General features: G+C 75.2%; 27 protein-coding genes. 14 read left to right on the top strand and 13 right to left on the bottom strand.

Features of this window, described 5'->3' with window-relative positions:
* Positions 1–65 precede the first annotated feature (65 nt).
* Complete coding sequence (locus GWJ10_RS10985; protein ID WP_163187287.1) at positions 66–209, bottom strand: hypothetical protein; 144 nt, start codon at positions 207–209, stop codon at positions 66–68.
* On the opposite strand from GWJ10_RS10985, the gene GWJ10_RS10980 reads away from it, so the two are divergent.
* The 5 genes from GWJ10_RS10980 (at position 208) to GWJ10_RS10960 (ending at position 6360) form a co-directional block, all read left to right on the top strand.
* Entirely contained in the window at positions 208–1557 is a 1350-nt protein-coding gene (locus GWJ10_RS10980) for an extracellular solute-binding protein (RefSeq protein ID WP_241005759.1), read from the top strand. The two genes, GWJ10_RS10985 and GWJ10_RS10980, sit on opposite strands and share 2 nt — an antisense overlap.
* Before the next feature lies 1 nt (position 1558).
* A complete protein-coding gene (locus GWJ10_RS10975) occupies positions 1559–2551 on the top strand; it encodes a sugar ABC transporter permease (protein WP_346773830.1) in 993 nt (330 codons plus the stop codon).
* On the top strand, positions 2548–3507 hold the full coding sequence (locus tag GWJ10_RS10970) for a carbohydrate ABC transporter permease (RefSeq protein WP_085387839.1): 960 nt from the start codon (positions 2548–2550) through the stop codon (positions 3505–3507). Before GWJ10_RS10975 ends, GWJ10_RS10970 begins: the two co-directional genes overlap by 4 nt.
* 70 nt (positions 3508–3577) lie before the next feature.
* Entirely contained in the window at positions 3578–4771 is a 1194-nt protein-coding gene (locus tag GWJ10_RS10965) for a zinc-dependent alcohol dehydrogenase (RefSeq protein ID WP_163187439.1), read from the top strand.
* Positions 4762–6360, top strand: a complete 1599-nt coding sequence (locus GWJ10_RS10960) for an NAD(P)/FAD-dependent oxidoreductase (protein ID WP_241005758.1) — start codon at positions 4762–4764, stop codon at positions 6358–6360. The genes GWJ10_RS10965 and GWJ10_RS10960 overlap by 10 nt, the downstream gene beginning before the upstream one ends.
* 32 nt (positions 6361–6392) lie before the next feature.
* Here the strand turns inward: GWJ10_RS10960 and GWJ10_RS10955 are convergent, their stop codons facing one another.
* Positions 6393–6830 carry an SRPBCC family protein gene (locus GWJ10_RS10955; protein WP_163187437.1) on the bottom strand — a complete coding sequence of 146 codons (438 nt, stop codon included), beginning with the start codon at positions 6828–6830 and terminating at the stop codon, positions 6393–6395.
* A 103-nt stretch (positions 6831–6933) separates the two neighbouring features.
* Here GWJ10_RS10955 and GWJ10_RS10950 point away from each other — a divergent pair, with 103 nt between their 5' ends.
* From GWJ10_RS10950 to GWJ10_RS10940, 3 genes are read left to right on the top strand one after another with little or no spacing between them, the layout of a single operon-like run.
* Positions 6934–7644 carry a GAF and ANTAR domain-containing protein gene (locus GWJ10_RS10950; RefSeq protein WP_163187435.1) on the top strand — a complete coding sequence of 237 codons (711 nt, stop codon included), beginning with the start codon at positions 6934–6936 and terminating at the stop codon, positions 7642–7644.
* The gene (locus GWJ10_RS10945) at positions 7641–8123 is read left to right on the top strand and encodes a DUF2243 domain-containing protein (protein ID WP_163187433.1); all 483 of its coding nucleotides are present in this window, start codon (positions 7641–7643) and stop codon (positions 8121–8123) included. The genes GWJ10_RS10950 and GWJ10_RS10945 overlap by 4 nt, the downstream gene beginning before the upstream one ends.
* Entirely contained in the window at positions 8123–8932 is an 810-nt protein-coding gene (locus tag GWJ10_RS10940; RefSeq protein WP_163187431.1) for a cytochrome c oxidase assembly protein, read from the top strand. The genes GWJ10_RS10945 and GWJ10_RS10940 overlap by 1 nt, the downstream gene beginning before the upstream one ends.
* A gap of 12 nt (positions 8933–8944) precedes the next feature.
* Here GWJ10_RS10940 and GWJ10_RS10935 read toward each other — a convergent pair whose 3' ends face one another.
* The gene (locus tag GWJ10_RS10935) at positions 8945–9379 is read right to left on the bottom strand and encodes a DUF6098 family protein (RefSeq protein ID WP_163187430.1); all 435 of its coding nucleotides are present in this window, start codon (positions 9377–9379) and stop codon (positions 8945–8947) included.
* Between the two features lie 220 nt (positions 9380–9599).
* Between GWJ10_RS10935 and GWJ10_RS10930 the strand changes: the two genes are divergently transcribed.
* Positions 9600–9779, top strand: coding sequence for a hypothetical protein (locus GWJ10_RS10930; protein ID WP_061267414.1), 180 nt, complete (start codon positions 9600–9602; stop codon positions 9777–9779).
* A 74-nt stretch (positions 9780–9853) separates the two neighbouring features.
* Here the strand turns inward: GWJ10_RS10930 and GWJ10_RS10925 are convergent, their stop codons facing one another.
* From GWJ10_RS10925 to GWJ10_RS10915, 3 genes are read right to left on the bottom strand one after another with little or no spacing between them, the layout of a single operon-like run.
* Positions 9854–11209 carry a cytochrome P450 gene (locus tag GWJ10_RS10925; RefSeq protein ID WP_163187428.1) on the bottom strand — a complete coding sequence of 452 codons (1356 nt, stop codon included), beginning with the start codon at positions 11207–11209 and terminating at the stop codon, positions 9854–9856.
* Entirely contained in the window at positions 11206–11679 is a 474-nt protein-coding gene (locus GWJ10_RS10920) for a DUF4383 domain-containing protein (protein ID WP_163187426.1), read from the bottom strand. Before GWJ10_RS10920 ends, GWJ10_RS10925 begins: the two co-directional genes overlap by 4 nt.
* A gap of 14 nt (positions 11680–11693) precedes the next feature.
* On the bottom strand, positions 11694–12575 hold the full coding sequence (locus GWJ10_RS10915; RefSeq protein WP_163187424.1) for a manganese catalase family protein: 882 nt from the start codon (positions 12573–12575) through the stop codon (positions 11694–11696).
* 385 nt (positions 12576–12960) lie between these two features.
* Here GWJ10_RS10915 and GWJ10_RS10910 point away from each other — a divergent pair, with 385 nt between their 5' ends.
* Positions 12961–13560, top strand: coding sequence for a DUF2231 domain-containing protein (locus GWJ10_RS10910; RefSeq protein WP_163187422.1), 600 nt, complete (start codon positions 12961–12963; stop codon positions 13558–13560).
* Positions 13557–14399, top strand: coding sequence for an SDR family NAD(P)-dependent oxidoreductase (locus GWJ10_RS10905; RefSeq protein ID WP_163187420.1), 843 nt, complete (start codon positions 13557–13559; stop codon positions 14397–14399). Before GWJ10_RS10910 ends, GWJ10_RS10905 begins: the two co-directional genes overlap by 4 nt.
* On the opposite strand, the gene GWJ10_RS10900 is transcribed toward GWJ10_RS10905, so the two are convergent.
* From GWJ10_RS10900 to GWJ10_RS10885, 4 genes are all read right to left on the bottom strand, one after another.
* Positions 14333–14626, bottom strand: a complete 294-nt coding sequence (locus GWJ10_RS10900) for a CDGSH iron-sulfur domain-containing protein (RefSeq protein ID WP_163187418.1) — start codon at positions 14624–14626, stop codon at positions 14333–14335. The genes GWJ10_RS10905 and GWJ10_RS10900 overlap by 67 nt on opposite strands.
* The gene (locus tag GWJ10_RS10895; protein WP_241005757.1) at positions 14623–15627 is read right to left on the bottom strand and encodes a glycosyltransferase; all 1005 of its coding nucleotides are present in this window, start codon (positions 15625–15627) and stop codon (positions 14623–14625) included. Before GWJ10_RS10895 ends, GWJ10_RS10900 begins: the two co-directional genes overlap by 4 nt.
* Positions 15620–16822: an iron-containing redox enzyme family protein gene (locus tag GWJ10_RS10890; protein WP_163187416.1), complete on the bottom strand. Its 1203-nt coding sequence runs from the start codon at positions 16820–16822 to the stop codon at positions 15620–15622. The genes GWJ10_RS10895 and GWJ10_RS10890 overlap by 8 nt, the downstream gene beginning before the upstream one ends.
* Positions 16823–16938: 116 nt before the next feature.
* Positions 16939–17196 carry a hypothetical protein gene (locus tag GWJ10_RS10885; protein WP_034654615.1) on the bottom strand — a complete coding sequence of 86 codons (258 nt, stop codon included), beginning with the start codon at positions 17194–17196 and terminating at the stop codon, positions 16939–16941.
* A gap of 271 nt (positions 17197–17467) precedes the next feature.
* Here GWJ10_RS10885 and GWJ10_RS19615 point away from each other — a divergent pair, with 271 nt between their 5' ends.
* The 3 genes from GWJ10_RS19615 to GWJ10_RS10870 are packed head-to-tail and all read left to right on the top strand — an operon-like array spanning position 17468 to position 19495.
* Entirely contained in the window at positions 17468–18385 is a 918-nt protein-coding gene (locus tag GWJ10_RS19615) for a hypothetical protein (RefSeq protein ID WP_206158395.1), read from the top strand.
* On the top strand, positions 18369–18875 hold the full coding sequence (locus GWJ10_RS10875; protein WP_081600158.1) for a phage holin family protein: 507 nt from the start codon (positions 18369–18371) through the stop codon (positions 18873–18875). Before GWJ10_RS19615 ends, GWJ10_RS10875 begins: the two co-directional genes overlap by 17 nt.
* Positions 18872–19495, top strand: coding sequence for a DUF3618 domain-containing protein (locus GWJ10_RS10870; RefSeq protein ID WP_034654612.1), 624 nt, complete (start codon positions 18872–18874; stop codon positions 19493–19495). The genes GWJ10_RS10875 and GWJ10_RS10870 overlap by 4 nt, the downstream gene beginning before the upstream one ends.
* Before the next feature lie 147 nt (positions 19496–19642).
* Here GWJ10_RS10870 and GWJ10_RS10865 read toward each other — a convergent pair whose 3' ends face one another.
* The 3 genes from GWJ10_RS10865 to GWJ10_RS10855 all read right to left on the bottom strand — a co-directional run bounded on the left by GWJ10_RS10865 (position 19643) and on the right by GWJ10_RS10855 (position 25973).
* Complete coding sequence (locus tag GWJ10_RS10865; RefSeq protein WP_163187414.1) at positions 19643–23428, bottom strand: PQQ-dependent sugar dehydrogenase; 3786 nt, start codon at positions 23426–23428, stop codon at positions 19643–19645.
* Between the two features lie 314 nt (positions 23429–23742).
* Entirely contained in the window at positions 23743–24540 is a 798-nt protein-coding gene (locus GWJ10_RS10860; protein WP_163187412.1) for an MBL fold metallo-hydrolase, read from the bottom strand.
* Positions 24537–25973, bottom strand: coding sequence for an aldehyde dehydrogenase family protein (locus GWJ10_RS10855; RefSeq protein ID WP_163187410.1), 1437 nt, complete (start codon positions 25971–25973; stop codon positions 24537–24539). Before GWJ10_RS10855 ends, GWJ10_RS10860 begins: the two co-directional genes overlap by 4 nt.
* Between the last annotated feature and the right edge of the window lie 117 nt (positions 25974–26090).

The following is a 26090-nucleotide window of genomic DNA, read 5'->3' as shown; positions in this document are numbered from 1 at the left end:
CCGACCCCGCGCCGGGCAGCGGGCACGAGCAGCGGCTCGACGTGTGAGCGGGCAGAGCCGGTGCTTCACTGGCGGCGTCGGTGCAGCCAGACGCCGACGCCGTCGAGCACCACGGTGGCGTCGCGCACCCCTGCCGTCCGCCCCGTGGCTCCCACGAGGAGGCAGATGATGGTCCGCCGACGCGGCGCGGCAGCCGCAGGAACGAGCATGGTGGTCGCCGCACTGGCCCTGACGGGCTGTGCGCAGGGCACCGGTGACGACGGCTCGGACGTCGACTTCACGGCCGACGGGTCGCCCTCGGGCGAGCTCTCGGTCATGGGCTTCGGGACCGGTGACGAGATCGGCGAGGTCCGCTACGACCGCGCCGTCGAGGGCCTCGACGGCGTCGACGTGCGCCTCTCGGAGGGCGAGCTCGACATCCAGGCCTTCCTCTCGGCGGTCGCGTCGGGCAACCCGCCGGACGTGGTGTACGCGAACCGTGACCAGATCGGCACGTTCGCGTCGCGCGACGCGATCCTCCCGCTCGACGAGTGCGTCGCGGCCGAGGAGATCGACCTGGACGCGTTCGTGGACACCGCCGTCGACCAGGTGACGTTCGACGGCAGCGTGTACGGGATCCCGGAGTTCAACCAGGTCCAGGTGACGATGGCGAACGCCGACCTGCTCTCCGCGGCCGGGCTCACCGTCGAGGACGTCAACGGCTCGGACCGCGAGGCCGTCACGGCGGCGAACGAGGCGCTCCTGCGCACCGACGGCGGGGCGCTGAGCGTCATCGGGTTCGACTCGAAGCTGCCCGAGTTCCTCCCGCTGTGGTCGAAGGCGGTGGGCGCCGACCTGCTCTCCGAGGACGGCCGCACCGCGCAGCTCGACGCCCCCGAGGTCGTCGAGTCGCTCGAGTGGGCGGTGGGGATCTACGACGCCCAGGGCGGGTTCCCCGCGGTCAAGACGTTCCGCGACTCCGCCGACTTCTTCGGCGCCGGGAACCAGTTCGCGACCGACGCCCTCGGCGCGATGCCGATGGAGCAGTGGTACATCAACGTGCTCAACGAGTCGTCCCCGGACGCCCCCATGGCGTTCGACGCCGTGCGCACGCCCGACGGCGACGCGATCGCGTTCGCGTCCGGCTCCGCCTGGGCCGTCCCGCGCGGGAGCGAGAACCCCGCGGCGGCGTGCCGGTTCGCGCGCCTCATGACGGAGAAGGGCGCCTGGGTCGAGGCCGCGCAGGCGCGCGCCGACGCGCGGGCGCAGGACGGCCTGGTCTTCACGGGCGTCCTCACCGGCAACGAGGAGGCGGACCAGCAGATCCGGGACGACCTCGTGCCCGACGACGCGCCCCAGCCGTGGCAGGACGCGATCGACGCGATGTACGAGGCGAACGACGCGACCTTCGCGCTCCCGGCGAACCCCGCGGACAACGAGTTCGAGACCGCCTGGCAGGACGCGGTGAACCGCGTCCTCAACGGCCAGCAGGAGCCGGCCGAGGCGCTCGCGCAGGCCCAGGACGAGGCGCAGAAGGCGCTCGACGACGCCTGGGCGCGGTGGGACGAGGAGGACTGAGGTGGCGGCGGCCGACGTCGCGCCGACCCTGCCGACCCCTCCCCCGGCGTCGGACGGCCACCGCACGGCGCCGGGCGGTCGCCGCCCGCGCCTGAGCGCGTCCGCGCGGCGGGAGCGCAACGCGGCGCTGCGCTTCATCAGCCCGTGGATCGTCGGGTTCCTCGTGTTCACGGCGTGGCCGATCCTCTACAGCGCCTACCTGTCGCTCACGGACTACGACGTCATCAACGACCCGACGTTCGTCGGTCTCGACAACTACCGCGAGATGGCGGAGGACCCGAAGGTCGCGCTGTCGCTGTGGAACACGCTCGTGTACACGGTCGTCCAGGTGCCCCTCTACACGGTCGTCGCGCTCGCGCTCGCGCTGCTCCTCAACCAGGCGGGCCGGTCGGCAGGCTTCTTCCGCACCGCGTTCTTCATCCCCAAGATGACGCCGCCGGTCGCCGTCGGCGTGCTGCTCCTGCTGCTGTTCAACGGCCAGTACGGCGTCGTCAACCAGGTCCTGTCCTGGTTCGGCGTCCAGGGACCGTCGTGGACGACCGACCAGGCCTGGATCAAGCCCGGGCTCGTGCTCATCAGCCTCTGGACCGTCGGCTCGGCCGTGATCATCCTGCTCGCGGCCCTGCGCAACGTGCCGACCGACCTGTACGACGCCGCGCGCGTCGACGGGGCGGGGTTCTGGCGCCGCACGCGCGCCGTCACGGTGCCGATGATCAGCGGCGCGCTGTTCTTCGTCGTCGTGATCAACACCATCGCCGGGTTCCAGATGTTCACCGAGGCGTACTCGGCCTACTTCGGCGCCGGCAACTCCACCTACCGCAACGACGCCGCGCTGTTCTACGTGATCTACCTCTTCCAGGAGGGGTTCCAGGAGCTCCACATGGGGTACGCGTCGGCGCTCGCGTGGCTGCTGTTCGTCGTCATCATGCTCGTCACGCTCGTCCAGCTCGTCGTGTCCCGACGGCTCGTCTACTACGAGGGGGAGCAGCGATGACCACCGCGCCCTCGTTCCCCCGCCCCGCCGTGAGCGGCCCGGGCGCCGCGCCGGACCCGGCGACGGGCGCGCCCGAGGCGCAGGGCCCGCCGCCCCCCGCCCGGACGCGCGGCGCCGGGCGCGGGCCGCGCCGCCGGTGGCTGCGCGCCGTCGTGCTCGCCGCCCTCGTGCTCGCCACGGTCGCGTTCGTGTACCCGCTGCTGTGGCTGCTCTCCGCGTCGTTCAAGCCGCGCGCCGAGGTGTTCGACAACCGGCTCGTGCCGCGCACGTTCACGCTCGACAACTACGTGACCGTCTGGCAAGAGGCACCGCTCGCGCTGTGGCTCGGGAACACCGTCGTCGTCACCGTGCTCGCCGCGGGCCTCGTCACGGTGTCGAGCGCGCTCGTCGCGTGGGGCTTCGCGTTCTTCCGCTTCCGCGGCCGCGGCGCCCTGTTCGCGCTCGTGCTCGCGACCATGATGCTGCCGGGCGCCGTGACGATGATCCCCACGTTCCTCATCTGGAACCAGCTCGGGCTCGTGGGGACGAACGTGCCGCTGTGGGCGGGGAACCTGTTCGCGAGCGCGTTCTACGTGTTCCTGCTGCGGCAGTTCTTCCTCGGCCTGCCGCGCGAGCCGTTCGAGGCCGCGCGCCTCGACGGCGCGAACAACTGGCAGATGTTCTGGCGCATCGCGGTGCCGCTGTGCCGGCCCGCCCTCGTCCTGACGCTCCTCTTCGAGGCCCAGGCGGCCTGGACGGACCTCATGCGCCCGCTCATCTACCTGCAGGACTCCTCGACGTTCACCATCCCGCGCGGCCTCAAGGCGCTCATCGACCAGTTCGGCCCCGGCGGCGAGTCGCAGTGGGAGGTCGTCGTCACGGCCTCCGTCATCACGACCCTCCCGATGATCCTCCTCTTCTTCCTCGGCCAGCGGCACTTCGTCGAGGGGGTGGCGACGACGGGGAGCAAGGGCTGAGCCCGCGGTCCCCACCACGCACGCACCACGCACCACGCACACGCACCACCCACGGAAGGACGGCAGCACCATGCGAGCACTGACCTGGCAGGGACGCGAGAAGGTGAGCGTCGAGGACGTGCCCGACCCCCGGATCGAGCAGCCCACGGACGCGATCGTGCGCGTCACGTCGACCGCGATCTGCGGCTCCGACCTGCACCTGTACGGGGTGCTCGGGATGTTCCTCGACTCCGGCGACGTCCTGGGCCACGAGGCCATGGGCGTCGTCGAGGAGGTCGGGCCCGAGGCGGGGAACCTCCGGGTCGGCGACCGCGTCGTCGTCCCGTTCAACATCGCGTGCGGGCACTGCTGGATGTGCGAGCGTGGGCTGCAGACCCAGTGCGAGACGACGCAGGTCCGCTCGCAGGACAAGGGCGCCGCGCTCTTCGGGTACACCAAGCTCTACGGCCAGGTGCCCGGCGGGCAGGCCCAGTACCTGCGCGTGCCGCAGGCCCAGTACGGGCCGGTCGTCGTGCCCGACGACGGCACCCCGGACGAGCGCTACCTCTACCTCTCCGACGTCGTGCCCACCGCGTGGCAGGCCGTCGAGTACGCCGACGTGCCGCCCGGCGGCACGGTCGTGGTGCTGGGGCTCGGCCCGATCGGGCAGATGTCCGCGCGGATCGCGCTGCACCGTGGCGCGTCCCGCGTCGTCGGGATCGAGCGCGTGCCGGAGCGGCGCGCGATGGCCGAGCGCCACGGCGTCGAGACCCTCGACCCGTCGGCGGTCGACGACCTCGTCGGCGCGGTGCGCGACCTCACGTCGGGCCGCGGCGCGGACTCCGTCATCGACGCCGTCGGGATGGAGGCGCACGGCTCCCCCGTCGCCGAGGCCACCCAGAAGGTCGTCGGCGTCCTGCCCGACGCGCTCGCCGCGCCCCTCACCGAGCGCGCCGCGACCGATCGCCTCGCGGCCCTCTACACCGCGATCGACCTCGTCCGCCGCGGCGGCACGATCTCGATCTCCGGCGTCTACGGCGGGGCGAAGGACCCGCTGCCCATGATGCAGCTCTTCGACAAGCAGGTGACGCTGCGCATGGGCCAGGCGAACGTGCGCCGCTGGACCGACGACGTCCTCCCCCTCGCCGCCGACGTCTCCGACCCGCTCGGCGTGCTGGACCTGCGCACGCACCGGCTGCCGCTCGAGTCGGCGCCCGACGCGTACCGCACGTTCCAGCGCAAGGAGGACGGCTGCATCAAGGTCGTGCTCGACCCGTGGGCCTGACCACCGTCGACGCCGTCGTGGTCGGGGCGGGGCCCAACGGCCTCGTCGCCGCGAACGCGCTCGCCGACGCCGGGTGGGACGTGCTCGTCCTCGAGGCGCAGGAGACGTACGGCGGCGCGGTCCGCTCCGCCGAGGTCGCGGCGCCGGGGTACGAGACGGACCTCTTCAGCGCGTTCTACCCGCTCGCGGCGGGGTCGCCCGTGATCCGGGGCCTGCACCTCGAGGAGCACGGCCTCACGTGGTCCCGCGCCCCGGACGTCCTCGCGCACGCCCTCGACGACGGCGGTGCCGCCGTCCTGCGCGCCCGCGCCGAGGACACCGCCGCCGGGCTCGACGAGGTCGCGCCCGGCGACGGCGACGCGTGGCTCGAGCTCGTGGCGGGCTGGGACCGCGTGCGCGACCCGCTCCTCGACGCGCTGTTCAGCCCGCTCCCGGCGGCCGGGCCGGTGCTGCGCGTGCTGCGCCGGCTCGGCGCGACGGGCACGCTCGACCTCGCCCGGCTCGCCGTCCTGCCCGTGCGCCGCCTGGCCGACGAGACGTTCCGAGGCGAGGGGGGCGGCCTGCTGCTCACCGGCAACGCGATGCACGCCGACGTCCCGCCCGACGCCGCGGGCAGCGGCGTGTTCGGCTGGCTGCTCGCCATGCTCGGCCAGGACGTGGGCTTCCCCGTCCCGACCGGGGGTGCCGGCCGGCTCCCCGACGCGCTCGTCTCGCGGCTGCGCGACCGCGGGGGCGACGTCGTCACGGGCGCGCGGGTCGAGCGCGTGCACGTGGTGCGCGGTCGCGCGGTCGGCGTGAGCACGGCCGACGGGCGGCACGTGCGCGCCCGCCACGCCGTGCTCGCCGACGTCAGCGCGCCCGCGCTCTACCTCGACCTCGTCGGCGCCGACCGGCTCCCGGCGCGGCTCGTGCGCGACCTCGGCCGGTTCCAGTGGGACCACCCGACGGTGAAGGTGAGCTGGGCGCTCGACCGGCCCGTCCCGTGGACCGCGCCCGGGGCGCGCGGTGCGGGCACGGTGCACCTCGGCGTCGACCGGGCGGGGTTCGTCGACGTCGCGGCCTCGCTCTCGCGCGGCCACGTCCCCGAGCGGCCGTTCCTCGTCCTCGGGCAGATGACGACGTCGGACCCCACGCGGTCGCCCGCGGGCACCGAGTCGGCGTGGGCCTACACGCACGTGCCGCACGGCGTGCCGTGGACGCGCGAGCGCGTCACGGACGAGGTGCGCCGCGTGGAGGACGCGGTCGAGCGGGTCGCGCCCGGCTTCGCCGACACGGTCGTGGGTCGCTTCGTGCAGACCCCGGCCGACCTGGAGGCGGCCGACGCGAACCTCGCGGGCGGGGCGATCAACGGCGGCACGTCGGCCGTCCACCAGGAGCTCTTCCTGCGCCCGACGCCCGGCCTCGGCCGCCCCGAGACGCCCGTCGCGTCGCTCTACCTCGCGAGCGCCTCCGCCCATCCCGGCGGCGGGGTCCACGGGGCGTGCGGGTGGAACGCGGCGCGGGCCGCGCTCGCCGCCGACGGACCGCGCGGGTCGCTGCGCCGCGCGCTCGTGCGCACCGCGTGGGCACGGCTGCTGCGCGACCCCTGACGCGGGGGCGCCGCGGGCACGGTGCTGCCGCGCTACGGGGTCCGGCGCTCCGCGAGGTACGCGAGCCGGCGCAGGGCCTCGACGTTCCGGGGGCCGATCACCGCGCTGCGCACCGGTCGGGGCACGAGCGTGCCCGGACCCTTCTCGGCGTCCTCCGTGATCCGCACGGTGCAGCCCTGCTCCGTCGGGCGCGCCTCGATCCGCACGCGCGCCTCGCCCGCGGGCCAGCCGCGCGCCTGGAGGTCGATCCCCCGGTCCGGGTCCCAGGCGCGCACGACCGTCTCGTCGTCGAGCAGCGCGGGCCACAGCCCGACCGAGTGCAGGATCCGCGACCCGGGCGCGGGCCACGTGTCGTCGACGGCACGGATGCGTGCCGTCCCGACGACCCACGTCGAGTACGACCAGCCGTCCGCGAGGACGCCGAGCACCGCGTCGGAGGGGCATCGCACGGCCCGAGTGACGGTCACCATGAGGCGACGCTAGTCGCGCGCCCCGCACTGGCAACCGCTCGCGCACCCCGGCGCGAGTGCGCGCGAGCGGGAGGCACCCGCCGTAGCGTGAGGACCTGCCCGCGTGGGCGCGGGCGCCGACCTCCAGGAGGGCACGATGGGCATCGCCAGCTTCCCGCAGGAGCTCGCGGACCGGGCCGCGACGATCCTCGGCCACGGCCTCGAGGTCAGCATCACGGTGCGCCAGGCCGGCGTGAGCGTGCGCGCGGGCAGCAGCACCGACGCCGCGGCGCGCTGCGACCAGGCCGAGGCGCTCGACGACGCCGGCCCCTGCGTCGACGCGATGGAGGACGGCGGCTCCCGGCTCGTGCCGTCCGTCGAGGAGTCCGTCGGCTGGGAGCGCTGGGCACGACAGTGCGCCGAGGAGGGCTTCGTCTCCTCGGTCGCCGTCCCCGCGATCGTCACCGCGGACGTCGCCGTCGCGCTCAACCTGTACTCGCGCGCACCCGATCCGTGGACGCCGGAGCTCATGACCGCCGCCGACGCGTACGCCCAGCTCGTGGCGTCCGCGGTCGGGCTGCGGCTCGAGCTGGTGGTGCTCGAGGACTCGACCGCGGGCTTCTACCGGGACATGTCCGACGCCGTCGCCACGGAGCGCGCCGTCGGCGCGATCATGCAGACCAACCAGTGCTCCGCCGACGAGGCCCGCCGCATCGTCGACTCGGCGGCCCGGCACCGGAACGTGAGCCCGCGCGAGGTCGCCGAGTCCCTCCTGCGCGCGCTCGTCGTCGAGGACGCGCCGGACCCCGCCGACGACGACCCGGGCCGCTCGTGAACGGCCCGGCCGACGCGGCGCGCGCGCACGACCGCCGGACCGTCCTGTCGGGCGTCCTGTTCGGCGCGGGGATCGCGGCGTCGATCATCGACCTGTTCGTGTTCCACCTGGGGCTGCAGTGGCACCACTTCTACGACCTGTCGACGACCCAGGTGGCGCTCGCCGCCGACGGCGTCTTCCACGCGGTGGGCTGGTTCGTCACCGTCTGGGGGCTGTTCCTGCTCGCCGACGTGCGCCGCCGCACGGAGGTGTCGTGGTCGCGCTGGGTCGGGGCCGTGGTCGTCGGCGTCGGGGGCTTCCAGCTCCTGGACGGCGTCCTCAACCACAAGATCCTCGGGATCCACCAGATCCGGTACGGCGTCGACCTCCTGGTGTACGACGTCGTGTGGATCGGCACGGCGGTCGTCGCGCTCCTCGTCGGGCTGGTCGTCCTGCGCCGCGCGCGGCCCGCCCGTGCGGACGCCCCCGGGACCGCGTGATGCCCCCGCACGACCACGTCGCGACCGGCGGGCCCGCCCTGCTGACGGTCGTCGCGGTCGTCGCGCTCGCCGTGGGCGCCACCGCCTACGCCGCCGGGCTGCGGGCGGCCCGGTCGCGCAGCCCCTGGCCCGTGCGGCGCACGCTGTCCTGGTACGCAGGGCTCGCGTGCGCGGGCGTCGCGACCGTCGGTCCGCTCGCGGAGGCGTCGCGGTCGAGCTTCACGGCCCACATGGCCGGGCACGTCCTGCTGGGGATGCTGGCGCCGCTGCTCCTCGTGCTCGCCGCGCCCGTCTCGCTGCTCCTGCGCGCGCTGCCGCCCGCCCGGGCGCGTCGCGTCAGCGCGGTGCTGCGCTCCCCCGTGCCGCGCGTCGTCGGCCACCCCGTGGTGGCCGGACTGCTCGACGCGAGCGGGCTCTGGCTCCTGTACACGACAGGGCTCTTCCACCTCGCCCACTCCTCCGCCGTCGTGGGCGTGGTCGTGCACGCGCACGTCCTGCTCGCGGGCTGGTTGTTCACCGCGTCGCTCGTCGGACCGGACCCGCACCCGTCCCGCGCGTCCTTCCGGGTGCGCGCGGGCGTGCTCGTCGCCTTCGTCGCCGCGCACTCCGTGCTCGCGAAGTGGCTCTACGCGCACCCGCCGGCGGGCGTCTCCCCCACCGACGCGCGCACGGGCGCGCAGCTCATGTACTACGCGGGCGACGTCGTGGACGTCGCGCTCATGGTGCTCCTCGTGGCCGGGTGGTACACGGCGACGCGGCCCCGGGAGATCCCGGCCGCGCGCGTCCGCACGCGACCCGGGCTCGCGTGACGGCGCCGCTCCTCACGTGCCGTCGTCGCCCGCGTCGAACGCCTCCCGGTAGAGCCGGCCCGCCTCCTCGACGACCCGCGGGTCGAGCGACGCGGCCGGCACGACGTCCACGAGGAGCGGCTCGCTGTCCGGGCCGCGCCCCGCGACCTCGCCCGTGAGGAGCCACGGGAAGCGCTCCGGCGTCATGAGGTGCGCGTACTGGCAGAGCTGGCGCGCCACCCAGTGCTCCACCGGGCGGTCCCACCACGGCTCGGGCGTCAGCGGGTTGACGCTGAGACCGGGCAGCAGGCACCCGCTCTCGTGGTCGCGGCTCACGCTCTCGGCGTCCTGCTCCGGACCGCCGCTGAACCGCACGTAGAGGGGGCGCACCACCTCCACGAGCCCGGCGACCTCCGCGAGGCTCCGCAGGCGGGGCAGCGTGCCGAGCGTGCTGGGCGCGTCGGGCATCGGGACCTCCTGGACTGGCGTCGTGCCGGCGGGGCCCCTTCTCGACTCTCCGTGACGGACGGGACCTGCCGGTCACGCCCGCCGCCCCCCCAGGCTACGAGCGGGTCGGCGGCCAGGCATCCCCAGGCCTGCGAGCGCCGGGAGGTCGTGCGACGGTGGCAGGACGCGCCGCCCGTCCGGGGCGCGAGACCAGCACGAGAGCCCGACCGAGGAGGCCGACATGAGCGAGAACGACGAGCGCGGCTACGACCCCGCCGAGGACCCGGACGCCGACCCCCGGTCGCTCAACCCCCGCGAGGGGCGCCAGGCGAGCGGGTCGGGGTCGGAGGACGCGGACCCGGACGCCGAGCCAGGGAACGTCAACCCGCGCACGGGTGGGGAGGCGTCGGGCGACGCCTGACGCGCGGCAGCACGAGGGCCCGGGTGCGGCGCACCCCGGGCCCTCGTGCTGTCTGGGCAGTGTCTAGGCGGTGTCTAGGCGGCCGCGCTCGGGGCGAGCTCGCCCTCCCGGCGGGCCGTCTCGCCGCGCAGCCCGAACCGCAGGCCGAGGTGGTCCATCGTCGGCGGGAGCGGGTCCCGGGCGAGGTAGCGGCCGCGCGCGACGGCCAGGTCGAGGCGCGCGACGCGCGCGAGCGTGTGCGACGCCAGGAGCAGCACGACGTTGCGGCCGGGGCACGACACGGGACCGCCGCTGAACGGGACGAGGCCCCAGTCGGCGTCGGCCCGGCCGTCGAGCCACGCCTCGGGCGTGAACGCGTCGGCGAACGACAGGCGGTCCGCGTCCCGGTGGAAGAACGCGCTGAGCACGACGAACCCGGTGCCCGCCGGGAAGGTGCGCGCGCCCCAGCGCACGGGGGCCGTCGCGTCGCGCAGGATCGCGAGCGTCGTCGGCCACAGCCGGACGGACTCGAGCACGCACCCGCGGGCGTACGGGAGGACGGCCGGACCCTCCCCGGCGGTCGTCGGCTCCGCGAGCAGCCGGTCGCGCACGGTGGGCCGCGCCGCGGCGACCGCGAGCGCGCGGAACGTCGCGGCGCCCGCCGCGTCGAACGCGAAGAGCCAGTGCGGGATCTGCCGGCGCACGGCGTCCGCCCCGCCGGTGTCGCGGCCGCGCGCCGCGAGGGTCCCCGGCTCGGCGACGGCGACGTGCTCGGCGATCCGCCGTTCCAGGGCGGCGCGGAGCCAGGGTCGGCGCGGCCGGAACCACGACCAGTTCCCGTCGCGCCGCAGCGCGTCGAGGATCGCGACGAGGCGCTCGTCGTCGCGCGCCGCCCGGCCGAGGACGACCGTCCGCACGGTGCGCCACCACGACGCGGCGAACGTGTCCCAGTCCAGCCGGCCCGACGCCTCGACGGTCGCGACGAGCGCGCGGGTCTCGCGCTCGACCGCGGCGACGAACGCGTCCCCGTCGCGGTGCACGGGCTCGGACATGTCGAGCGCCGCCTCGTTGTACGGGCGGCGCACCAGCCGCTCCGGGAGCGGCGAGATCAGCACGCCGTCCGGCTGGAAGTGGGCGAGCGCGCCCCGCTTCTCCCAGGACGCCGGCGTGAAGGGATCGGGCGAGCCCGCGAGGACGCGCTCGACGTGCTCGGGCCGCGTGGCGAGCACGAGCCGCCGGCCCCCGAGGCGCACGACGAGCGGCGCGCCGTCGTACCGGGCGCGCAGCCGCTCGAGCACCCGGCGCGACGTGCGGTCGACCTGGCGTCGCTCCGCCCAGGCGGTCGCGCGGGGACGCCGCACGATGGCGCCCTGGGCGACGAGCGGACCGAGCACGTCCCGCAGGACGCGCCCGGTCTCGCTCGCCGTCAGGTCGACCGGGGTGTCGGTCACGCGACCGTCCTCGTGGTCGGCGTCGCGGGACCGGTCTCCCGGCGCGCCGGCCACAGCGCGATGGCGAGGCCCGCGGCCGCGCTCACCGCGTGCAGCACGTTGTCCGCGCCGTTGATGTTGAGGACGTTCGCCTCCGGGTCGTTCACGACGACCAGCCCGTAGACGAACGCGGCCCCGTAGCCGATCGCGAGGATCCAGCCGTACGTCCGGGCGCTCGACGACCGGCTCCACAGCAGCACGCCGAGGAGGCCGATGACGAGGTGGACGACGTTGTGCAGCGGGTTGATCGCGAAGACCAGCAGGGTCTGCGAGTGGTCGTGCACGGTCCACCCGTCGAACCCCGTGACGGCGAACCCGACGACGCCCACCAGCAGGTAGACGATCCCGATGACGAGCGCCAGGTACTGGTGGACGCCCCGCGCCGGGCGGTCGGCCCGCGCGGCGTCCCGTGGTGCGGATGCGGCGGTCATGTCGGCCTCCCCTCTCAGTCCTTGTGCAGGGCGTCCTTGACGGCGCCCTTCGCCTTCTCGAGCGTCGAGGGCTTCCCGGTCGTGCCGTGGAAGCGCTCGTCCGGCGTCGTGGGCGGCGGCATCGGGACGCCCGCGGGCGGCTCGGCGACGTAGGTGAACTCGCCCTTGCCGTCGGGGGTCGGGCCGCTCGCCCAGCGCCCCTCGGACGCGTGCACGCCGTCGGAGAAGTTGATGTACTGGTAGGACACGTCGCGGTCCTCCTTCGACAGCGGGAACGTGCTGGGCACCGGGAGCTCCTCGACGCCCTCGTCGCGCAGCTCCTGCGCCGCCGCGAGCCACTGGTTCTGGTGCATCGTGTCGCGCGCGAGCAGGAACGCCAGGAGGTCCTTCACCCCGGCGTCGTCGGTCATGTGGTAGAGCCGCGCCACCTGCACGCGGCCCTGCATCTCGGCGTTGGCGTTGGCCGTGAAGTCGGCGAGCAGGTTCCCGCTCGCGGTCACGTACCCGGCCGACCAGGGGTTGCCGTTCGAGTCGACGGGCCGTGCGCCGGCCCCCGCGACGATCGCGTGCTGCGGGTCCGTGCCGCCGATGATCGCCGCCACGGTCGGGTCGTTCTGGACCGCTCCCTCGACGGCGCCGACGGGCGCCTTCTCGAGGAGCTGCGCGATCATCGTCGCGAGCATCTCGACGTGCCCGAACTCCTCGGCACCGATGCCGTAGAGCAGGTCGCGGTACTTGCCGGGGATGTGGGCGTTCCAGGACTGGAAGCCGTACTGCATGGCCACGGTGATCTCGCCGTACTGCCCGCCCAGCACCTCCTGGAGCTTGCGGGCGTAGACGGCGTCCGGGCGGTCCGGCGTGGCCTGGTGCTGGAGCTCTTGACGGTGGAAGAACATGGTCTCTCCCTCGGGAGGTCGCCTCCCGGGCACGAGCGTGCACGGGAGGACCACGGCACGCGCCCCGTTCTCGACGCGTCGAGCGTCCTCCCACCCTGTGGCCGTCCGCCGCCGGTCGCATCTGGGGCGGCCGGACCACGACACGCCGGATTTCACCCCCGGCGGGGAAGGCCGCCGAGGGAGCCGAGCCCCTAGCGTGGTGCCCGTCGCGGGGCAGCCGGTGAAGAAGACCGCCGCACGCCTGCCCCGCGGCGAACCGCCCTCGTCCGGGCCCGCCGGGACGAGGGCGACGTGCGTCCGGGCCCACGCGCGCGAGCGCGCGCGAACGTGCCTACGGTCGACGCAGCTTCGAGAACGGGAGCTCGACGAGACCTGAGGAGCCACCATGCCCGACGCCCCCGGCACCGCCGCCCGCGACGACGACTCCCCCGTCCTCCTGCGCCTCGCCCGGCGGCTCGAGGACTCCCCCGCGCTCGACGGGCTCTCCGGCACCGTGCGCGGCGTCGCGCTCGCCCTCGTCCCCTCGCACGGACGGCTGCGCGAGGAGCTGCACGGCCGCTCGCTCGGCCACGCCCTGCACGCGACCCTCACCGACGTGCCCGTCGGTCTGTGGACGAGCGCCGCCGTGCTCGACCTCGTCGGGGGCGAGCGCAGCGCGCCCGCGGCGCAGCGCCTCGTCGGGCTCGGCGTGCTCGCGGTCGCGCCGACCGCGCTCACGGGCCTCGCCGACTACCTCGACGTCGACCGCCGCGCGCGCCGTGTCGGCGCGGTCCATGCCGCGCTCAACTCCGGCGTCTCGCTGCTCTACGGCGCGTCGTGGCTGCTGCGCCGCGGCGGCCGGCGCCGGTCGGGCGTCGCCGTGTCGCTCGCCGCCTACGGGCTCGCCGGGGCGAGCGCGTTCCTCGGCGGCCACCTGGCCCAGGCGCTGCGCGAGCCGCCCGCCGAGGTCGCGCTCGGCGACGACAACGCCCCGGACCTCCCGTGACGCCGCGTCCCCCGGCGGTCGTGCGGGACCGCGCGACCGCGCTCGTGACGGGCGCGACGAGCGGCATCGGCCGCGCGCTCGCGCACGAGCTCGCCCGGCGGGGGCACGACGTCCTGGTCGTCGCCGACCGCGACGTCGACGCGACCGTGGGCGATCTGGCCGCGCACGGCGGGACGCACGAGGGCCTCACGGTCGACCTCACGACGCCGCGCGGCGTCGAGGCCACCGCCCGGCGGGCGCGCGAGCTCGGCGTCTCGACCGTCGTCCTCAACGCGGGCGTCGGGGTGCACGGCGCGTACGCGTGCACCCCGCTCGAGGCGCAGCTGCGGCTCGTGGACCTCAACGTGCGCTCGGTCGCGCACCTCACGCACCTGCTGCTGCCCGACCTCCTCGCCGAGGGGCACGGGCGGCTGCTCGTCACGGCGTCCGTCGCCGGCGAGATGCCGGCGCCGCACTTCGCGACCTATGCGGCGTCGAAGGCGTTCCTGCGGTCGTTCGCATGGTCGTTGCGCGGCGAGCTCGCCGGCACGGGCGTGACGGTCACCGCGCTCCTACCCGGGCCCACCCGGACGCCGTTCTTCCGGGAGGCCGGCATGGAGCGCACGCACGTGGGGCGCCTGCCGAAGCCGAGCGCCGCCGCCGTGGCGCGGCAGGCCGTGGACGCGCTCGTCCACGGCCGGCCCGAGGTCGTCCACGGCGTCCAGGGCAAGGCCATGCTGGCGGTCGCCCGCGTCCTGCCCCAGCCGGCGCGCGCCGCGTTCCACGGCTGGTTCTACGCGCCCGTCCCGCCGTCGCTGGCGGTCCCGCGCGCCCCGTCGTCGGGCTCGCCGCTGCGGTAGCCGTTCACCTTGTGCGTCCCGTCGCACCACGGCGGGATGGCCGTGCCGCCGCAGCGGCACAGGGCGACGGTCGCGCGGTGCCGCTCGATCTCACGACCCTGCTGGTCGACGAGCCGCGCGGGACCACGCACGAGGAGCGGCCCGTCCGGGCACGCCGTGACGGTGACCTCCTCCGCCCGCGACCCCGCCCGGGAGTCCTCGCGCGACGCACCCCCGGCGCCCGTCATGCGGCCACCGCCCGCGTCGTCGCGGCGCGCAGCGCCGCCGTCGGGTGCGCGGCCCGGCGGATCCGCGTGCCGGCGTACGGCACGCCGCCGTGCGCACGCCAGGCGATCGCGACCCACACGCACACCGCCCGTTCGACCAACCACGCGGGGGCCCACAGCGCCGACGACGCGGGCCACGCCGCGCCGCCCCCGGCACGCCGTCGTCCCGCCTCGGCGAGCGCGACGACGCCCGCGAGCAGCGCCACCAGCGTCCCCAGCCACGCCGCGCGCACCGGCCCGCGGCACCGCACCGCACCCGCGACGCACGCGCCGAGGAGCGGGGCGAGCGCGAGCTCCGCGGCGAGCCGCACGGGCTGCGCGAACGAGTCGTACGCCTGGCGCACGCGCTGCTCGACGAACTTCCGCGTCGGCGGCGGGCGCCGGGCCACGAGGAGGTCGGGACGGTGCACGACCGTCCCGCCGCGGGCGCGCACGGTGCGCTCCAGCTCGAGGTTCTCGAACAGCACGCGGGCGTCGTACCCCGCCGGGCCGAGCGCGTCGCGCCGCAGCACCACCGTGCCCGCCCAGTCGTGACCGAGCGCGCGGTTCACGAGCGAGCGCGCGGTGTCCCAGCGCGCGTGCCACGGCAGCGGGTCGAACACGTTCTGCGGCACGACGGCGTCGGCGTCGTCGAGCGCCGCGAGCGCCCGGTCGAGCGTCGCGGCGTCCCAGCGCACGTCGTCGTCCGCCACGACGACGCGCGGCGCGGTCGTCGCGGCCAGGGCGGCGAGGACGCCCACCACCTTCCCGTTGCAGCCCGGGGGCGGCGGGCCGACGGCGACGGTGCGCGCCGCGCCGCCCCACGCGGCGGCGTGGCGGTCGCGGACGGGACCGGGCGACCCGTCCGCCACGACGACCTCGACGTGGCGCGCGAGGTCGTGCAGGTACGCGGACAGCTCGGTCGTCGCCGGCTCGTCGGGCTGCTCGCGGCGCAGCGGCAGCACGTAGGTCACGTCAGCCACGCGGCGCGTCGCCCTCCTGCGCCGCGGCGGGGCCGGTGCCCTGCTGCGGCTCGACGGCGGGGGCGAGCGGCACGCGCAGCGCCGACGCGCCCTGCTGCCAGCGCTCGAGCGCGTGGGCGGCCACGTCGCCCTCCACGGCCAGGCACGCGGCCGCGCCGAGCAGGACGTCGTCGCGCAGCGCGGGCTCCTGCTCGACGAGGCGCCCCGCGAGGTCGCGCGCCGCGATCTGCTCGTGCACCGCGTCCGCCTCGACGTGCTCGTCGAAGTACCAGGTGGTGTCCGCGTCGTGCCCGAGGCGGCGGAAGCCGTTGCCGTACAGGCGGCTCGGCACCGACGACGTCATCTCGAACGCGGCGAGGTGGCCGACGATCGCGCCCCGCAGGCGCCGGTGCAGGCCGAAGAGCGACATCGTGTTCAGGGCCGCGAGCACGACCGCGGGCACGGCGTCGACGTAGCGGCCGTACGTGTCGTCGAGCCCGACGCCGCGCATCGCCTGCGCGAACAGCTCGGCGTGCATGCGGCCGGGCCGACCGCCGCCGTACTCGTCCGCCTGGATCTCCACGAGCGCCGCCTTCGGCACGCCCGCGAGCCGCGGGACCGCCCACGTGTGCGGGTCGGCCTCCTTGAGCTGGTAGAGGGACTTCAGCGCGAGGAGCTCGCGCGCCTGCCCCGCGTCGGCGCGCTTGGCGACGTACCGCGACAGGCTCGGGCCGTCGTCGGCCGCCGCGAGCTCGAACAGCCGTCGCGCGACGCCCGCCGCGTCGGTCGCGTCGCACGCCGGCCGGCCGGCGCGCTCGCGCACCGCGGCCTCGAACGGGGCCTCGAGACGTGCCCGCACCGCGAGCAGCGCCGGGTCCCACTCCCAGTCGTCGTCGACGCCCTCGACCCCGCGGTAGTGGAGCTCGTAGAGGAGGGTGAGGGTGAGCTGGACGTCCTCGTCGCGCAGGATCGTCACGGCCGCGGCGTCGAGCGCCGGCCCGACGGCGTCCTCGAGCGGGCGCAGGCGGTCGGCCGCACCGGGGGGCTCGACGAGCGCGGCGAGGAGCGCGGCGCTCAACGGGCCCCGCGGACGGGGCCGCGGCAGGCGGCCCGACCCCCGTGCCGGCGAGGCTCCGGGCGCGGGCTCGTCCGCCGGGCCGGTGGTGGTCGCCGACCCGGCGGTGGGGACGTGGGCGGGGAGGGCGGTGGAGGTCATCACGTGTTCCTGACGCTCGCGCGGACGGCGCCCCTGCTCGACGCCACCGCCATGCTCCCCACGGACCGCCCGACTCGCGAGCCGAACCGGCTCCCGAGCGGGCGGCCGGCGGTGCATCAGCCCTGCTGGGAGCCCTGCGGGGACGTCGCGGACGTGCCGTCCTGGGTCAGGTCGGCGAGGAAGCGGTGGCACTGCTGGGCCCGCTCGGAGTCCTCCGCCATCACCTTCTCGAAGAACGCGGCGATCTCCTCCTTGCCCGCGTTCCGGGCGTCGCGCACGTACTGGCCGTAGTCGTGCCCGGCCTTGAGCGAGTGGTACTGCACCGAGATGAGGTCGAACGTGACGTCGTCGAACCCGGTCTCTCCTGTGGCCATGGTCGAAACCTCCTGCGCCCGGGGGCGCCGTCGTGCTGCCGGGCCGGGCCCGGCGGGGGCGGCCGGCTGCTGGACCTCCTCCCACGGTCGCAAGGCCCCGTCCGCTCGCAACCCGCGGGGCGACCCCCGTTCCAGTTGTGTGCGCGCGGCCCGCGCCTAGCGTGGGAGGTGGTCCAGGAGGTGGCCGTACCGGCGGAGCGAGAGCCCGGCACGGCTACCGCTCCGTCATCAGTCACGCCGCACGAGCGGCGACGACGACGGGAGTCCGACCATGAGCGAGACGAACGTGCCGTACGGCTCGGGGCCCGGTTCGCCGGGTGTCGGGACGGCGCAGGGCACCGGGGACGGCGGCGGCGCCGCGTCCGGGGTGAAGCAGCGCGCGAGCGAGGCCGCGTCCCACGCGGGCGACGCCGGACGCGAGGTCGCGCAGGACGCGAAGGAGAAGGCGCGCGACGTCGCGCACGAGGCCACGGACCGCGCCCGCGGCCTGGTCGACCAGACGAGGACGGAGCTCAGCGACCAGGCGCGCACGCAGCAGGAGCGCCTCGCGAGCGGGCTGCGGTCCCTCGGTGACGAGCTCCGCCAGATGGCGGACGGCACCGAGGACCCGGGCTACGCGACCGACCTCGTGCGGCGCGCCGGGGACGCCACCGGGCAGGTGGCGCAGTGGTTCGAGGACCGCGAGCCCGCGTCGGTGCTGCACGAGGTCGAGGACTTCGCGCGGCGCCGCCCGGGGACGTTCCTCCTCCTCGCCGCCGGGGCCGGCCTGCTGGTCGGGCGCCTCGTGCGCGGGATGAAGGACGCACCGGACACCGGCTCCGACCGCGCGCAGAGCGGCGGCACCGGGTCGACGCCGTCGGCGACGCGCGGCGCTCACGCCGCACCGCTCGGCACGACCACGGGCACGGGCACGACCACCGGCGCGACGACCGGGACCACCGGGACCGTCGGCGGGACCGGCACGACCGGGACCACCGGCGTGCCGGGCACGACCGGCGGCACGGGCACGACGGGCGCGCCGGACATCGGCACGGCGGGCGCGTACCCGGGCCTCGCGAACGACCGCCTGGCGCAGGACCCCGACGTCGCTACGTCGGCCGAGGGCGCTCCCCCGGCGCCGTCGTACCCGCCCACGACGCCCGGCTCGGGCGCCCGGCCGGGAGGTGGCCCCGATGTCGTACACCCCTGACCCGTTCGCCGCGGCGGGCACCGGTCGGCACACGACGGGCAGCGGCCCCGACCCGGGCCTCGCGGCCACGCCGCAGCCCGTGCCGACGTCGGCGGACCAGCAGGCCGAGCAGCAGAGCCTCGGCGAGCTCGTCGCCGAGGTGAGCCGCGACCTGTCGACCCTCATGCGTCAGGAGGTCGAGCTCGCCAAGGCGGAGGCCAAGCAGTCCGCGCAGCGCGCCGGGAAGGGCGCCGGGATGCTCGCCGGCGCCGGGGTGGCGGGCCACATGGTCCTGCTGTTCCTCTCCGTGGCGCTGTGGTGGGCGCTCGGCGCCGTCATGGGCCGGGGCTGGTCGGCCGTCGTCGTCGCGGTGCTCTGGGCGATCGTCGCCGCGGTGCTCGCGGCGCGCGGACGCAAGGAGCTGCGCACGGTCGAGGGCATGCCCGAGACCACGGACACCCTCAAGAAGATCCCGAACGCCGTCCGAGGACACGAGGAGAAGAACTCATGAGCACCAGCGATCCGGAGGAGATCCGGGCGGACATCGAGCGCACGCGGACCGAGCTGAGCCGCGACGTCGACGCCCTCGGGGAGAAGGTCAAGCCCGGCAACGTGGCGCGCCGCCAGGTGGACCGCGTGCGGTCGGGCGTGACGAGCGTCAAGGACCGCGTCATGGGCAGCGCGCACGACACGGTCGGCTCGGCCCGGGACACGTCGCACGGCGTCGCCGAGCGTGGCCGCGAGGCGGCCTCCTCGGTCGCCGACTCGGCGCGCAGCACGGCGTCCTCGGTCGCCGACACCGTGGGCTCCGCCCCGCGGGCGGTGCGCGAGCAGACGCAGGGCAACCCGCTCGCCGTCGGCCTCGTGGCCTTCGGCGTGGGCCTCGTCGTCGCCTCCCTCCTCCCGTCGAGCCGCGCCGAGCAGCGCGCCGCCGTCGGGGTCAAGGAGAAGGCGGCCCCGCTCGTCGAGGACGTGAAGTCCACGGCGCAGGAGGTCGTGCAGGACCTCAAGGAGCCCGCGAAGGAGGGCGCCGAGGCCGTCCGCGACGCCGCGAAGGACGCCGCGCAGTCCGTGGGGCAGCACGGCAAGGAGGCCGCGGCGGACGTCCGCGACCAGGTCAAGGAGGGCTGACAGGCCCGCACGACGGCGGCCCGGGTGACGCGTGCGTCACCCGGGCCGCCGTGCGTCCGGAGCGGGTCGGTGCCCGGACGCGCGAGCGCCGGGTGAGGCGGCGTCGGACGTCCGCCTCACCCGGCGCTCCTGCGCGTCAGGCCGGTGTCAGCCGCACGACAGCGCGTCGTGCTCGGCCGTGACCGTGGCCGTCCTCCCCTCGGCGTCGGTGGCGGTGACCGTGGCGGAGCCGGCCTCGACCTCGCCGGAGCGGACCGCGAACGACTGGTAGGCGTTCGCGCCCGGGGCGACGTTCTCGACCGTCTTCGTGCCGTACGGCGTCTCGAGCGTCACGGTGAGCGGCACGTCGTCCTCGTTGAGGGCACGGACCGCGACGTAGGTCTTGCCCGCGAGGCAGCGCGCCTGCGCGGTCGCCGTGACGTCGGGCCCGGCCTCGCCGGCGGGGACGCCGGTGAGGTACTCGAAGCCGTGGGCCGCGAAGTCCTCGCCGTCGGGCGCCTGGTCCCACTCGAGGACGTAGTACGCGACGCCGGCCTCCTGCGCCGCCGTGAGGATCTCCTGGAGCGGCACCTCGCCCTCGCCCAGGTTGGTGAACGACGGGCGGCCGCCCGCGTTCAGGCCCGTGGCGTCCTTGACGTGGAGCAGCTCGATCCGGTCGCCGTACTGCTCGATGAGCGCCGGGACGTCGACGCCCGCGTGGGCGGCCCACGCGACGTCGAGCTGGAACGTCACGTACTCGGGGTTCGTCTCGCGGACCAGGATCTCCCAGGCCGAGAGCGTCTCCCCCTCGTGCTCGTACGTCGTGCGGAACTCGCCGTCGTGGTTGTGGCCGAAGAACTTCGTGAAGCCGGCGTCGACCGCCCGCTCCCCGAGCCGGTTCATGGCCTCGGCCGTCGCGAGCGTGTTCTCGTAGGTGCCGATCCCCGGTGCGGGCCAGCCGCCCGAGCCGACGTACTCCTGGCCGAGCGTCCCCACGTAGTCCAGGGTCGCGTCGAACGTGGCCTCGTCGACGTTGTAGTGCGACGACTTCACGCTCAGGCCGTAGGAGTCGGCCAGCGCACGGAACTCCTCGGCGGTGTAGCCGGAGAAGTTGCCGCCGAAGGGCTCGATGTTCTTGAAGCCGATCTCCGACAGGCGCTCGAGGACGGCCGGGAGGCCCGCCTCGTTGACCCACGGGATGAGCGAGAACATCTGGATGGACACCTGCTCGGCCGGCACGACGACCGGCTCGGTGCTGCCCTCGCCCACGGCGAACGTCACCGCGTCGACGTCCACGCCGCCGGTGGTCGTCACGACGACCGAGCCGGTGCCCTCGGGCACGCTGCTCAGCGTCTGCGTGACGTCCTGCCAGCCCTCGCCCGTGAAGGCGAAGTCGGCCAGCGGCTCGGAGGACTCGGCCCCCGCACCCTGCCAGCTCAGCGTGACGGTGCCCTCGCCGCTGCCGCGGACGGTGACCTCGTCGACGGCCTCGCCCGTCGGGGCGTGGACGAGCGCGAGCGGCCGGTAGGTGAACGAGTCGCCCTCGTCGAACGAGGTGACGTAGCGGCCGGCGTTCGCCGCCGGGTCCTCGACGACCTCGACGCCCTCGGCCGCGTCGTACCACTCGGCCTGCTGCGCCTGCGGCTTGAGGATGTGCGTGGCCTCGCCGGTGATGGCGGGGACGTCACCCTGGGCCTTGTCCGTGTAGGTCACGACGAGCGTGCCGAAGATCTTCTCGCCCTCGCCGTGCTCGACGGCGTCGGGGCTCGTCTGGATCGTGAAGCCGCAGCCGTCCTCGGTGACCGCGGCGCGCCCGCTCACCTCGGGGTGGGCGTGCTCGTTGTGGCCGAGGCCGAACGTGTACTGGATGTTGGTGCACACCGGCTCGTCGCCGTCCTCGGCGTCCTGCACCGCGACGGTGTACGGGACGGCGTCGCCCCAGTCGAAGACCGCGCCGTCCGGCTGGCTCAGCGTGATCTCCGGGGCGGTGTTGCCGACGGTGACCTGCTGGATCGCGAGGCCGAAGTTGCCCTCCGGGTCCGTGACGCGCAGCTGCACGGCGAACCGGCCGCGCTCGGTGAACGTGTGCGTCACCGTCTCGCCCTGGGCGTCGTACTCGCCGTCGGCGTCGAAGTCCCAGTCGAAGGTCAGGCCCTCGTTCGGGGTCTCCGCGTCCGTGGTCGCCGAGGCGTCGAACGTCACCTCGAGCGGCGCGTCGCTGCCCGACACCGGGGTGGCGGAGATCGCCGCGCGCGGGGTCTTGTTCTCCGACCCGTAGGTGATGCGGTACAGCCCGGCGTCCGGGTTCTGGCGGAAGAAGCCGTCACCGTACTCCAGGACGTACATGGACCCGTCCGGACCGAACTCCATGTCCATGACGTTGTCCCAGATCGGCTGGTTCACCGTCTCCAGGTGCGCGTTGGGCAGGAAGTCCTCGACCGCGGTGACCTCACCGGCCGACGAGAGCTCGTCGAGCGTGAACGCGACGACGTAGTCCTGGGAGAACTCCGCCATGAACGGCTTGCCGTCCCAGTACGCGGGGAACTTGCCCGGCGCGTCGGGGTAGTCGGCGGAGCGGAAGATCGGGCCGCCCATGGGCGCCTGGCCGCCGCCGCCCAGCTCGACCAGCGGGTCGAGCAGCTCCGGCTGGTCGCCGGGGCGGTCGCCGTAGTAGACCTGCGGCGCCGTGGCCGGCGGGACGACGTCCAGACCGGTGTTCCACGTGGAGTTGTTCTTCGCGCCGGCCTCGCAGTCGAACCACTCGCCGGGCGTGCCCGTCGCGAAGTCCCACTCGTTGTAGTTCGCGTTGGGGCCGTGGCAGTAGGGCCAGCCGCCGTTCATCGGCTCCGTCGTCAGCTGCCACTCGACGTAGCCCATGGGGCCGCGGTCAGGGTTGGCGTTCGCCGCGTCGGGGCCGTAGTCGCCCCAGACGAGCGCGCCGGACTCGAGGTCGTAGTCGATCCGGAAGGGGTTGCGCACCCCCATCACGTAGATCTCCTCGCGCACCAGGTCCTCGGAGCCCTCGTACTGCGGGTCGTCGAAGAGGTTGCCTTCGGGGATCGTGTACGTGGTGCCGGGCCCGACCTCGGTGCCGGGGGCGATGTCCTCGATCGGGTTGATCCGCAGGATCGCGCCGCGCAGGTCGTTCGTGTTGCCCGCGCTGCGGCGGTCGTCGAACCCGGGGTTCATGCCGGGCGCGTTGTTGTTCGGGGCGTACCCGTCGGCGCCGGGGGCACCGGCCGGGGTGTTGTCACCCGTGGACAGGAAGAGGTTGCCCTCCGCGTCCCACGCCATGTCGGCGCCGACGTGGCAGCACTGGCCGCGCTGCGCGTCGACCTTGAGGATCGCGCGCTCGCTGTCCAGGTCGAGCGTGCTGCTCTCCGCGTCCCACGTGAACCGGGAGAGCTGGTTGTAGCCCAGCCACCGGTCCCAGTAGCTCTCGTCCTCGCCCGCGGGGAGCGAGTTCGGCGCGCTGCCCTGCGGCGTCGTCTCGGGGTACTCGACCCCGGTGGGCGAGGTGCCCTCCATGACGCGGGGCGCGTACACGAGGTAGACGAACCCGTTCTCCTCGAAGTCCGGGTCCAGGGAGATGCCCTGCAGCCCGTCCTCGGAGTTGGCGTAGACGTCGAGCTTCGCGATCTGCGTCGTCCGCCCGGTCGCGGTGTCGGTGAGACGGACGACGCCGTCGCGCGCGGTGTGCAGGACCCGCGAGTCGGGCAGCACGGCGAGGTCGATCGGCTCACCGGTGTCCTTGCTCAGCAGGACCTTCTCGTAGTTGTTCCAGTCGAGTGCCGCGTCGTCCTGCGCGGCCTCGGCGGCGGTCTCGCTCTCGTCTCCCCCGTGGCCGGAGTGCGCGCTCGCCCCGCTCATCGCGAGCGGGACGAGCAACGCGGCGGACAGCGCCGCCGCGGCACCTCGGGCGAGCCTGCGTCGGCTCGTGGATGGTCTGTGCACAACGTCCTCCTTGACGTGGATCGAGGAGCCCGTGGTCCCCGACCAGCAGCGCGGCACCTGTGCTCGGTGCCGCTGCTCGACGATCGCCGCTGATCGGTCGACCCGGATGGGTGGACGGCCCCGGGGACCGGGGCCTGCGCGGCGCCGTCCTGGCCCCGCGCTGCGTTCGACCCTAAGCGCGACTTTCGCTGATGCCAAGTCAGAAGTTGAAATATTGAGACGAAAAGTTGGGCCGGACCCCTCACGAAAACCGACCACAAGGTCGCTGTTCGTGGTGGGTCGCCGGGCGGGCCCCCACGGTGGGCATCCGCCCGTCAGTCGACCCGGAGGTCGACCGTCGCGCCCCGCGCCACGGGCCGGATCTCGACCCCGGGCAGCTCCGGCGACCGCGCGAGGAAGTCGCGCAGCGGGCTGCGGAACACGCCGTAGTCGTCGTGGTGGATCGGGACGACGAGCGGCACGCCGACGCGCCGCACGAGGTCCGCCCCCTGCACGTCGTCCATGGTCACGGTCCGGCCGAGGATGCGCGTCCCGCCCAGGTGCGCGACCACCGAGTCCAGGTGCGGGAACGCGTCCGCGACGACGTCCACGTGGTCGCCCGTGAGCGTGTCGCCCGTGACGTAGACCTGGGTCTGGCGGTCGCCGTCCACGCGGTGGGTGTAGACGGTGCCCATGACCTCCGGCAGCAACGAGCGCATGACGCCGCGCGCGTGGATCGCCGGGACCGACTCCACGTCGAGCGTCTCCTTGCCCGAGCGGAACGTCTCGATCGTGCCGGTCGGCATGCCGACCGTCGCGAAGTGGTACCGCGCCAGGCGCCGCGCCGCGGACGGCGTGGTGAGGAGCGGCACCTGCCGCGTCAGGCCGCGCCGCGCGACCCGGTCGAAGTGGTCCCCGTGCAGGTGGGACAGGACGATCACGTCGAGCGGCGGGAGGCCCGTCGGCCCGAGCGCGGGCTGGGTGCGGCGCCGCGACGCGAGGCCCTTGCCGAGGTAGGCCCACTGGCCGCGGTGCAGGAAGTTCGGGTCGGTGAGCACGGTGAAGCGCCCGAACCGCAGGAGCGCCGTCGCCGTCCCGCCGAACGTGAGCGTCGCGCTCGCACGGCGGCTCACGGCTCCCCCAGCGCTTCGAGGTGGACGGCCTTGCGCACGGTCATCTCGTCGAGCAGGTCCGGCCCGTACCCGGCCCCGCCGCCGCTGCCACGCCGCGGGTCGGCGGACCCGCCCGGCGCGCCCCCGAACACCGCGTTCACCTTGACCGTGCCGACGTCGAGCACGTCCGCCGCGCGCAGCGCGTGCGCGAGCGACGGCGTGAGCACGGTCGCCGCCAGCCCGTACGCCGATGCGGACGCGCGGCGCAGGCCCTCGTCGAAGTCGGCGACGCGCACGACAGGCGCGACGGGGCCGAACGTCTCCGTCGTGAGCAGGTCCACGTCGTCCGGGCACCGGTCGAGAACGGTGGGCGCGTAGTACGACCCGGCCCGGTCGAGCCGCCGGCCGCCGGTCACGACCTCGCCCCCCGCCGCGAGCGCCCCCTGCACGTGCTCCTCGACGACGGCGAGCTGCGCGTCGTCGACGAGCGGTCCCATGGTCGTCGCGCCGTCGGCCGGGTCGCCCACCACGACCTCGTCGGCGAGGCGCGCGAGCTCGGCGACGACCGCGTCCGCGACCTCCTCGACGACGTACGCCCGCTCGACGGCGGTGCACAGCTGGCCGCCGTTGGTGAACGCGCCGGTCGCGATCTGTCGCGCGGCGAGCACCGGGTCGACGCCCGCGTCCACGACGACCGGGTCCTTGCCGCCGTTCTCGAGCAGCACCTTCGCCCCGCGCGCGCCCGCGGCGGCGGCGATGCGCCGGCCCGCGGCCGTGGAGCCGACGTGCGCGACCAGGGCGACGTCGTCGTGCGCGACGACGGCCGCGCCCGTCCCGCCGTCGCCGCTGACGATGCGCAGGACGTCGGGCGGGAGCGAGCCCGCCACGATCTCGGCGAGGCGCACCCCGGGGGCGTCGCTGCGCTCGGACGGCTTGTGCACCACGGTGTTGCCGGTGACGAGCGCCGCGGCGAGCAGCCCGGCGGCCGCGGGGTAGGGGTCGTTCCACGGCGTGATCACCGCGACGACGCCGCGCGGCTCGCGGCGCACGACGTCCAGCGCGGCGGGGTCGCCCGCGAGCACCCGCCCGGCCCGGCCGAGACCTGCCACGGCGGCCTCGTCGAGCAGGTCGGCGGCGACCTCGGCCGACGCGCGCGCCTCGGCCCGCAGCCGTCCGGTGGTCGTGCACAGCAGGTCGCCGAGCTCGTCGACGGCGGCGCGCACCGCGCGGGCGGCGGCGCGCAGGGCACCGGCCCGCTCCCCCGGCGGGGTCGCGCGCCACGCGGGCCAGGCGGCCGCGGCGGCGCGCACGGCGGCGTCGACCTCGTCGGCGCCCGCGCAGCGGACCGGGGCGGCGGGCCGACCCGTGGCCGGGTCGGTCCGATCGAGGCGGCGCTCGCCCGCGGCCGGCGCGGACAGGTCGGGGCGCGGGGTGGGTGCGGTGGTCGTGGTCATGCGGGCCTCCCGAGGAATCACACGAAGAGAACTACCCATGGGTGCGACGTCGGCGTGCGAGAACCGCTTCGCCGGGTCAGGGTGAAGTCGGGTTGCAGCAGAGCCGACCCGCACGCG

The organism is Cellulosimicrobium sp. SL-1, from assembly GCF_011033075.1.
Lineage (GTDB): Bacteria > Actinomycetota > Actinomycetes > Actinomycetales > Cellulomonadaceae > Cellulosimicrobium > Cellulosimicrobium funkei.
Note: the sequence above shows the minus strand (reverse complement) of the source record. Positions and strands in the feature narration are given on the sequence as shown.

Bases quoted from the DNA above. Each gene is read 5' to 3' on its own strand.
- GWJ10_RS10980 (WP_241005759.1), top strand. From the start codon at position 208: ATGGTGGTCGCCGCACTGGCCCTGACGGGCTGTGCGCAGGGCACCGGT.
- GWJ10_RS10985 (WP_163187287.1), bottom strand. From the start codon at position 209: ATGCTCGTTCCTGCGGCTGCCGCGCCGCGTCGGCGGACCATCATCTGC.
- GWJ10_RS10970 (WP_085387839.1), top strand. From the start codon at position 2,548: ATGACCACCGCGCCCTCGTTCCCCCGCCCCGCCGTGAGCGGCCCGGGC.
- GWJ10_RS10965 (WP_163187439.1), top strand. From the start codon at position 3,578: ATGCGAGCACTGACCTGGCAGGGACGCGAGAAGGTGAGCGTCGAGGAC.
- GWJ10_RS10955 (WP_163187437.1), bottom strand. From the start codon at position 6,830: ATGGTGACCGTCACTCGGGCCGTGCGATGCCCCTCCGACGCGGTGCTC.
- GWJ10_RS10940 (WP_163187431.1), top strand. From the start codon at position 8,123: ATGCCCCCGCACGACCACGTCGCGACCGGCGGGCCCGCCCTGCTGACG.
- GWJ10_RS10935 (WP_163187430.1), bottom strand. From the start codon at position 9,379: ATGCCCGACGCGCCCAGCACGCTCGGCACGCTGCCCCGCCTGCGGAGC.
- GWJ10_RS10930 (WP_061267414.1), top strand. From the start codon at position 9,600: ATGAGCGAGAACGACGAGCGCGGCTACGACCCCGCCGAGGACCCGGAC.
- GWJ10_RS10920 (WP_163187426.1), bottom strand. From the start codon at position 11,679: ATGACCGCCGCATCCGCACCACGGGACGCCGCGCGGGCCGACCGCCCG.
- GWJ10_RS10915 (WP_163187424.1), bottom strand. From the start codon at position 12,575: ATGTTCTTCCACCGTCAAGAGCTCCAGCACCAGGCCACGCCGGACCGC.
- GWJ10_RS10910 (WP_163187422.1), top strand. From the start codon at position 12,961: ATGCCCGACGCCCCCGGCACCGCCGCCCGCGACGACGACTCCCCCGTC.
- GWJ10_RS10900 (WP_163187418.1), bottom strand. From the start codon at position 14,626: ATGACGGGCGCCGGGGGTGCGTCGCGCGAGGACTCCCGGGCGGGGTCG.
- GWJ10_RS10890 (WP_163187416.1), bottom strand. From the start codon at position 16,822: ATGACCTCCACCGCCCTCCCCGCCCACGTCCCCACCGCCGGGTCGGCG.
- GWJ10_RS10885 (WP_034654615.1), bottom strand. From the start codon at position 17,196: ATGGCCACAGGAGAGACCGGGTTCGACGACGTCACGTTCGACCTCATC.
- GWJ10_RS19615 (WP_206158395.1), top strand. From the start codon at position 17,468: ATGAGCGAGACGAACGTGCCGTACGGCTCGGGGCCCGGTTCGCCGGGT.
- GWJ10_RS10875 (WP_081600158.1), top strand. From the start codon at position 18,369: ATGTCGTACACCCCTGACCCGTTCGCCGCGGCGGGCACCGGTCGGCAC.
- GWJ10_RS10870 (WP_034654612.1), top strand. From the start codon at position 18,872: ATGAGCACCAGCGATCCGGAGGAGATCCGGGCGGACATCGAGCGCACG.
- GWJ10_RS10855 (WP_163187410.1), bottom strand. From the start codon at position 25,973: ATGACCACGACCACCGCACCCACCCCGCGCCCCGACCTGTCCGCGCCG.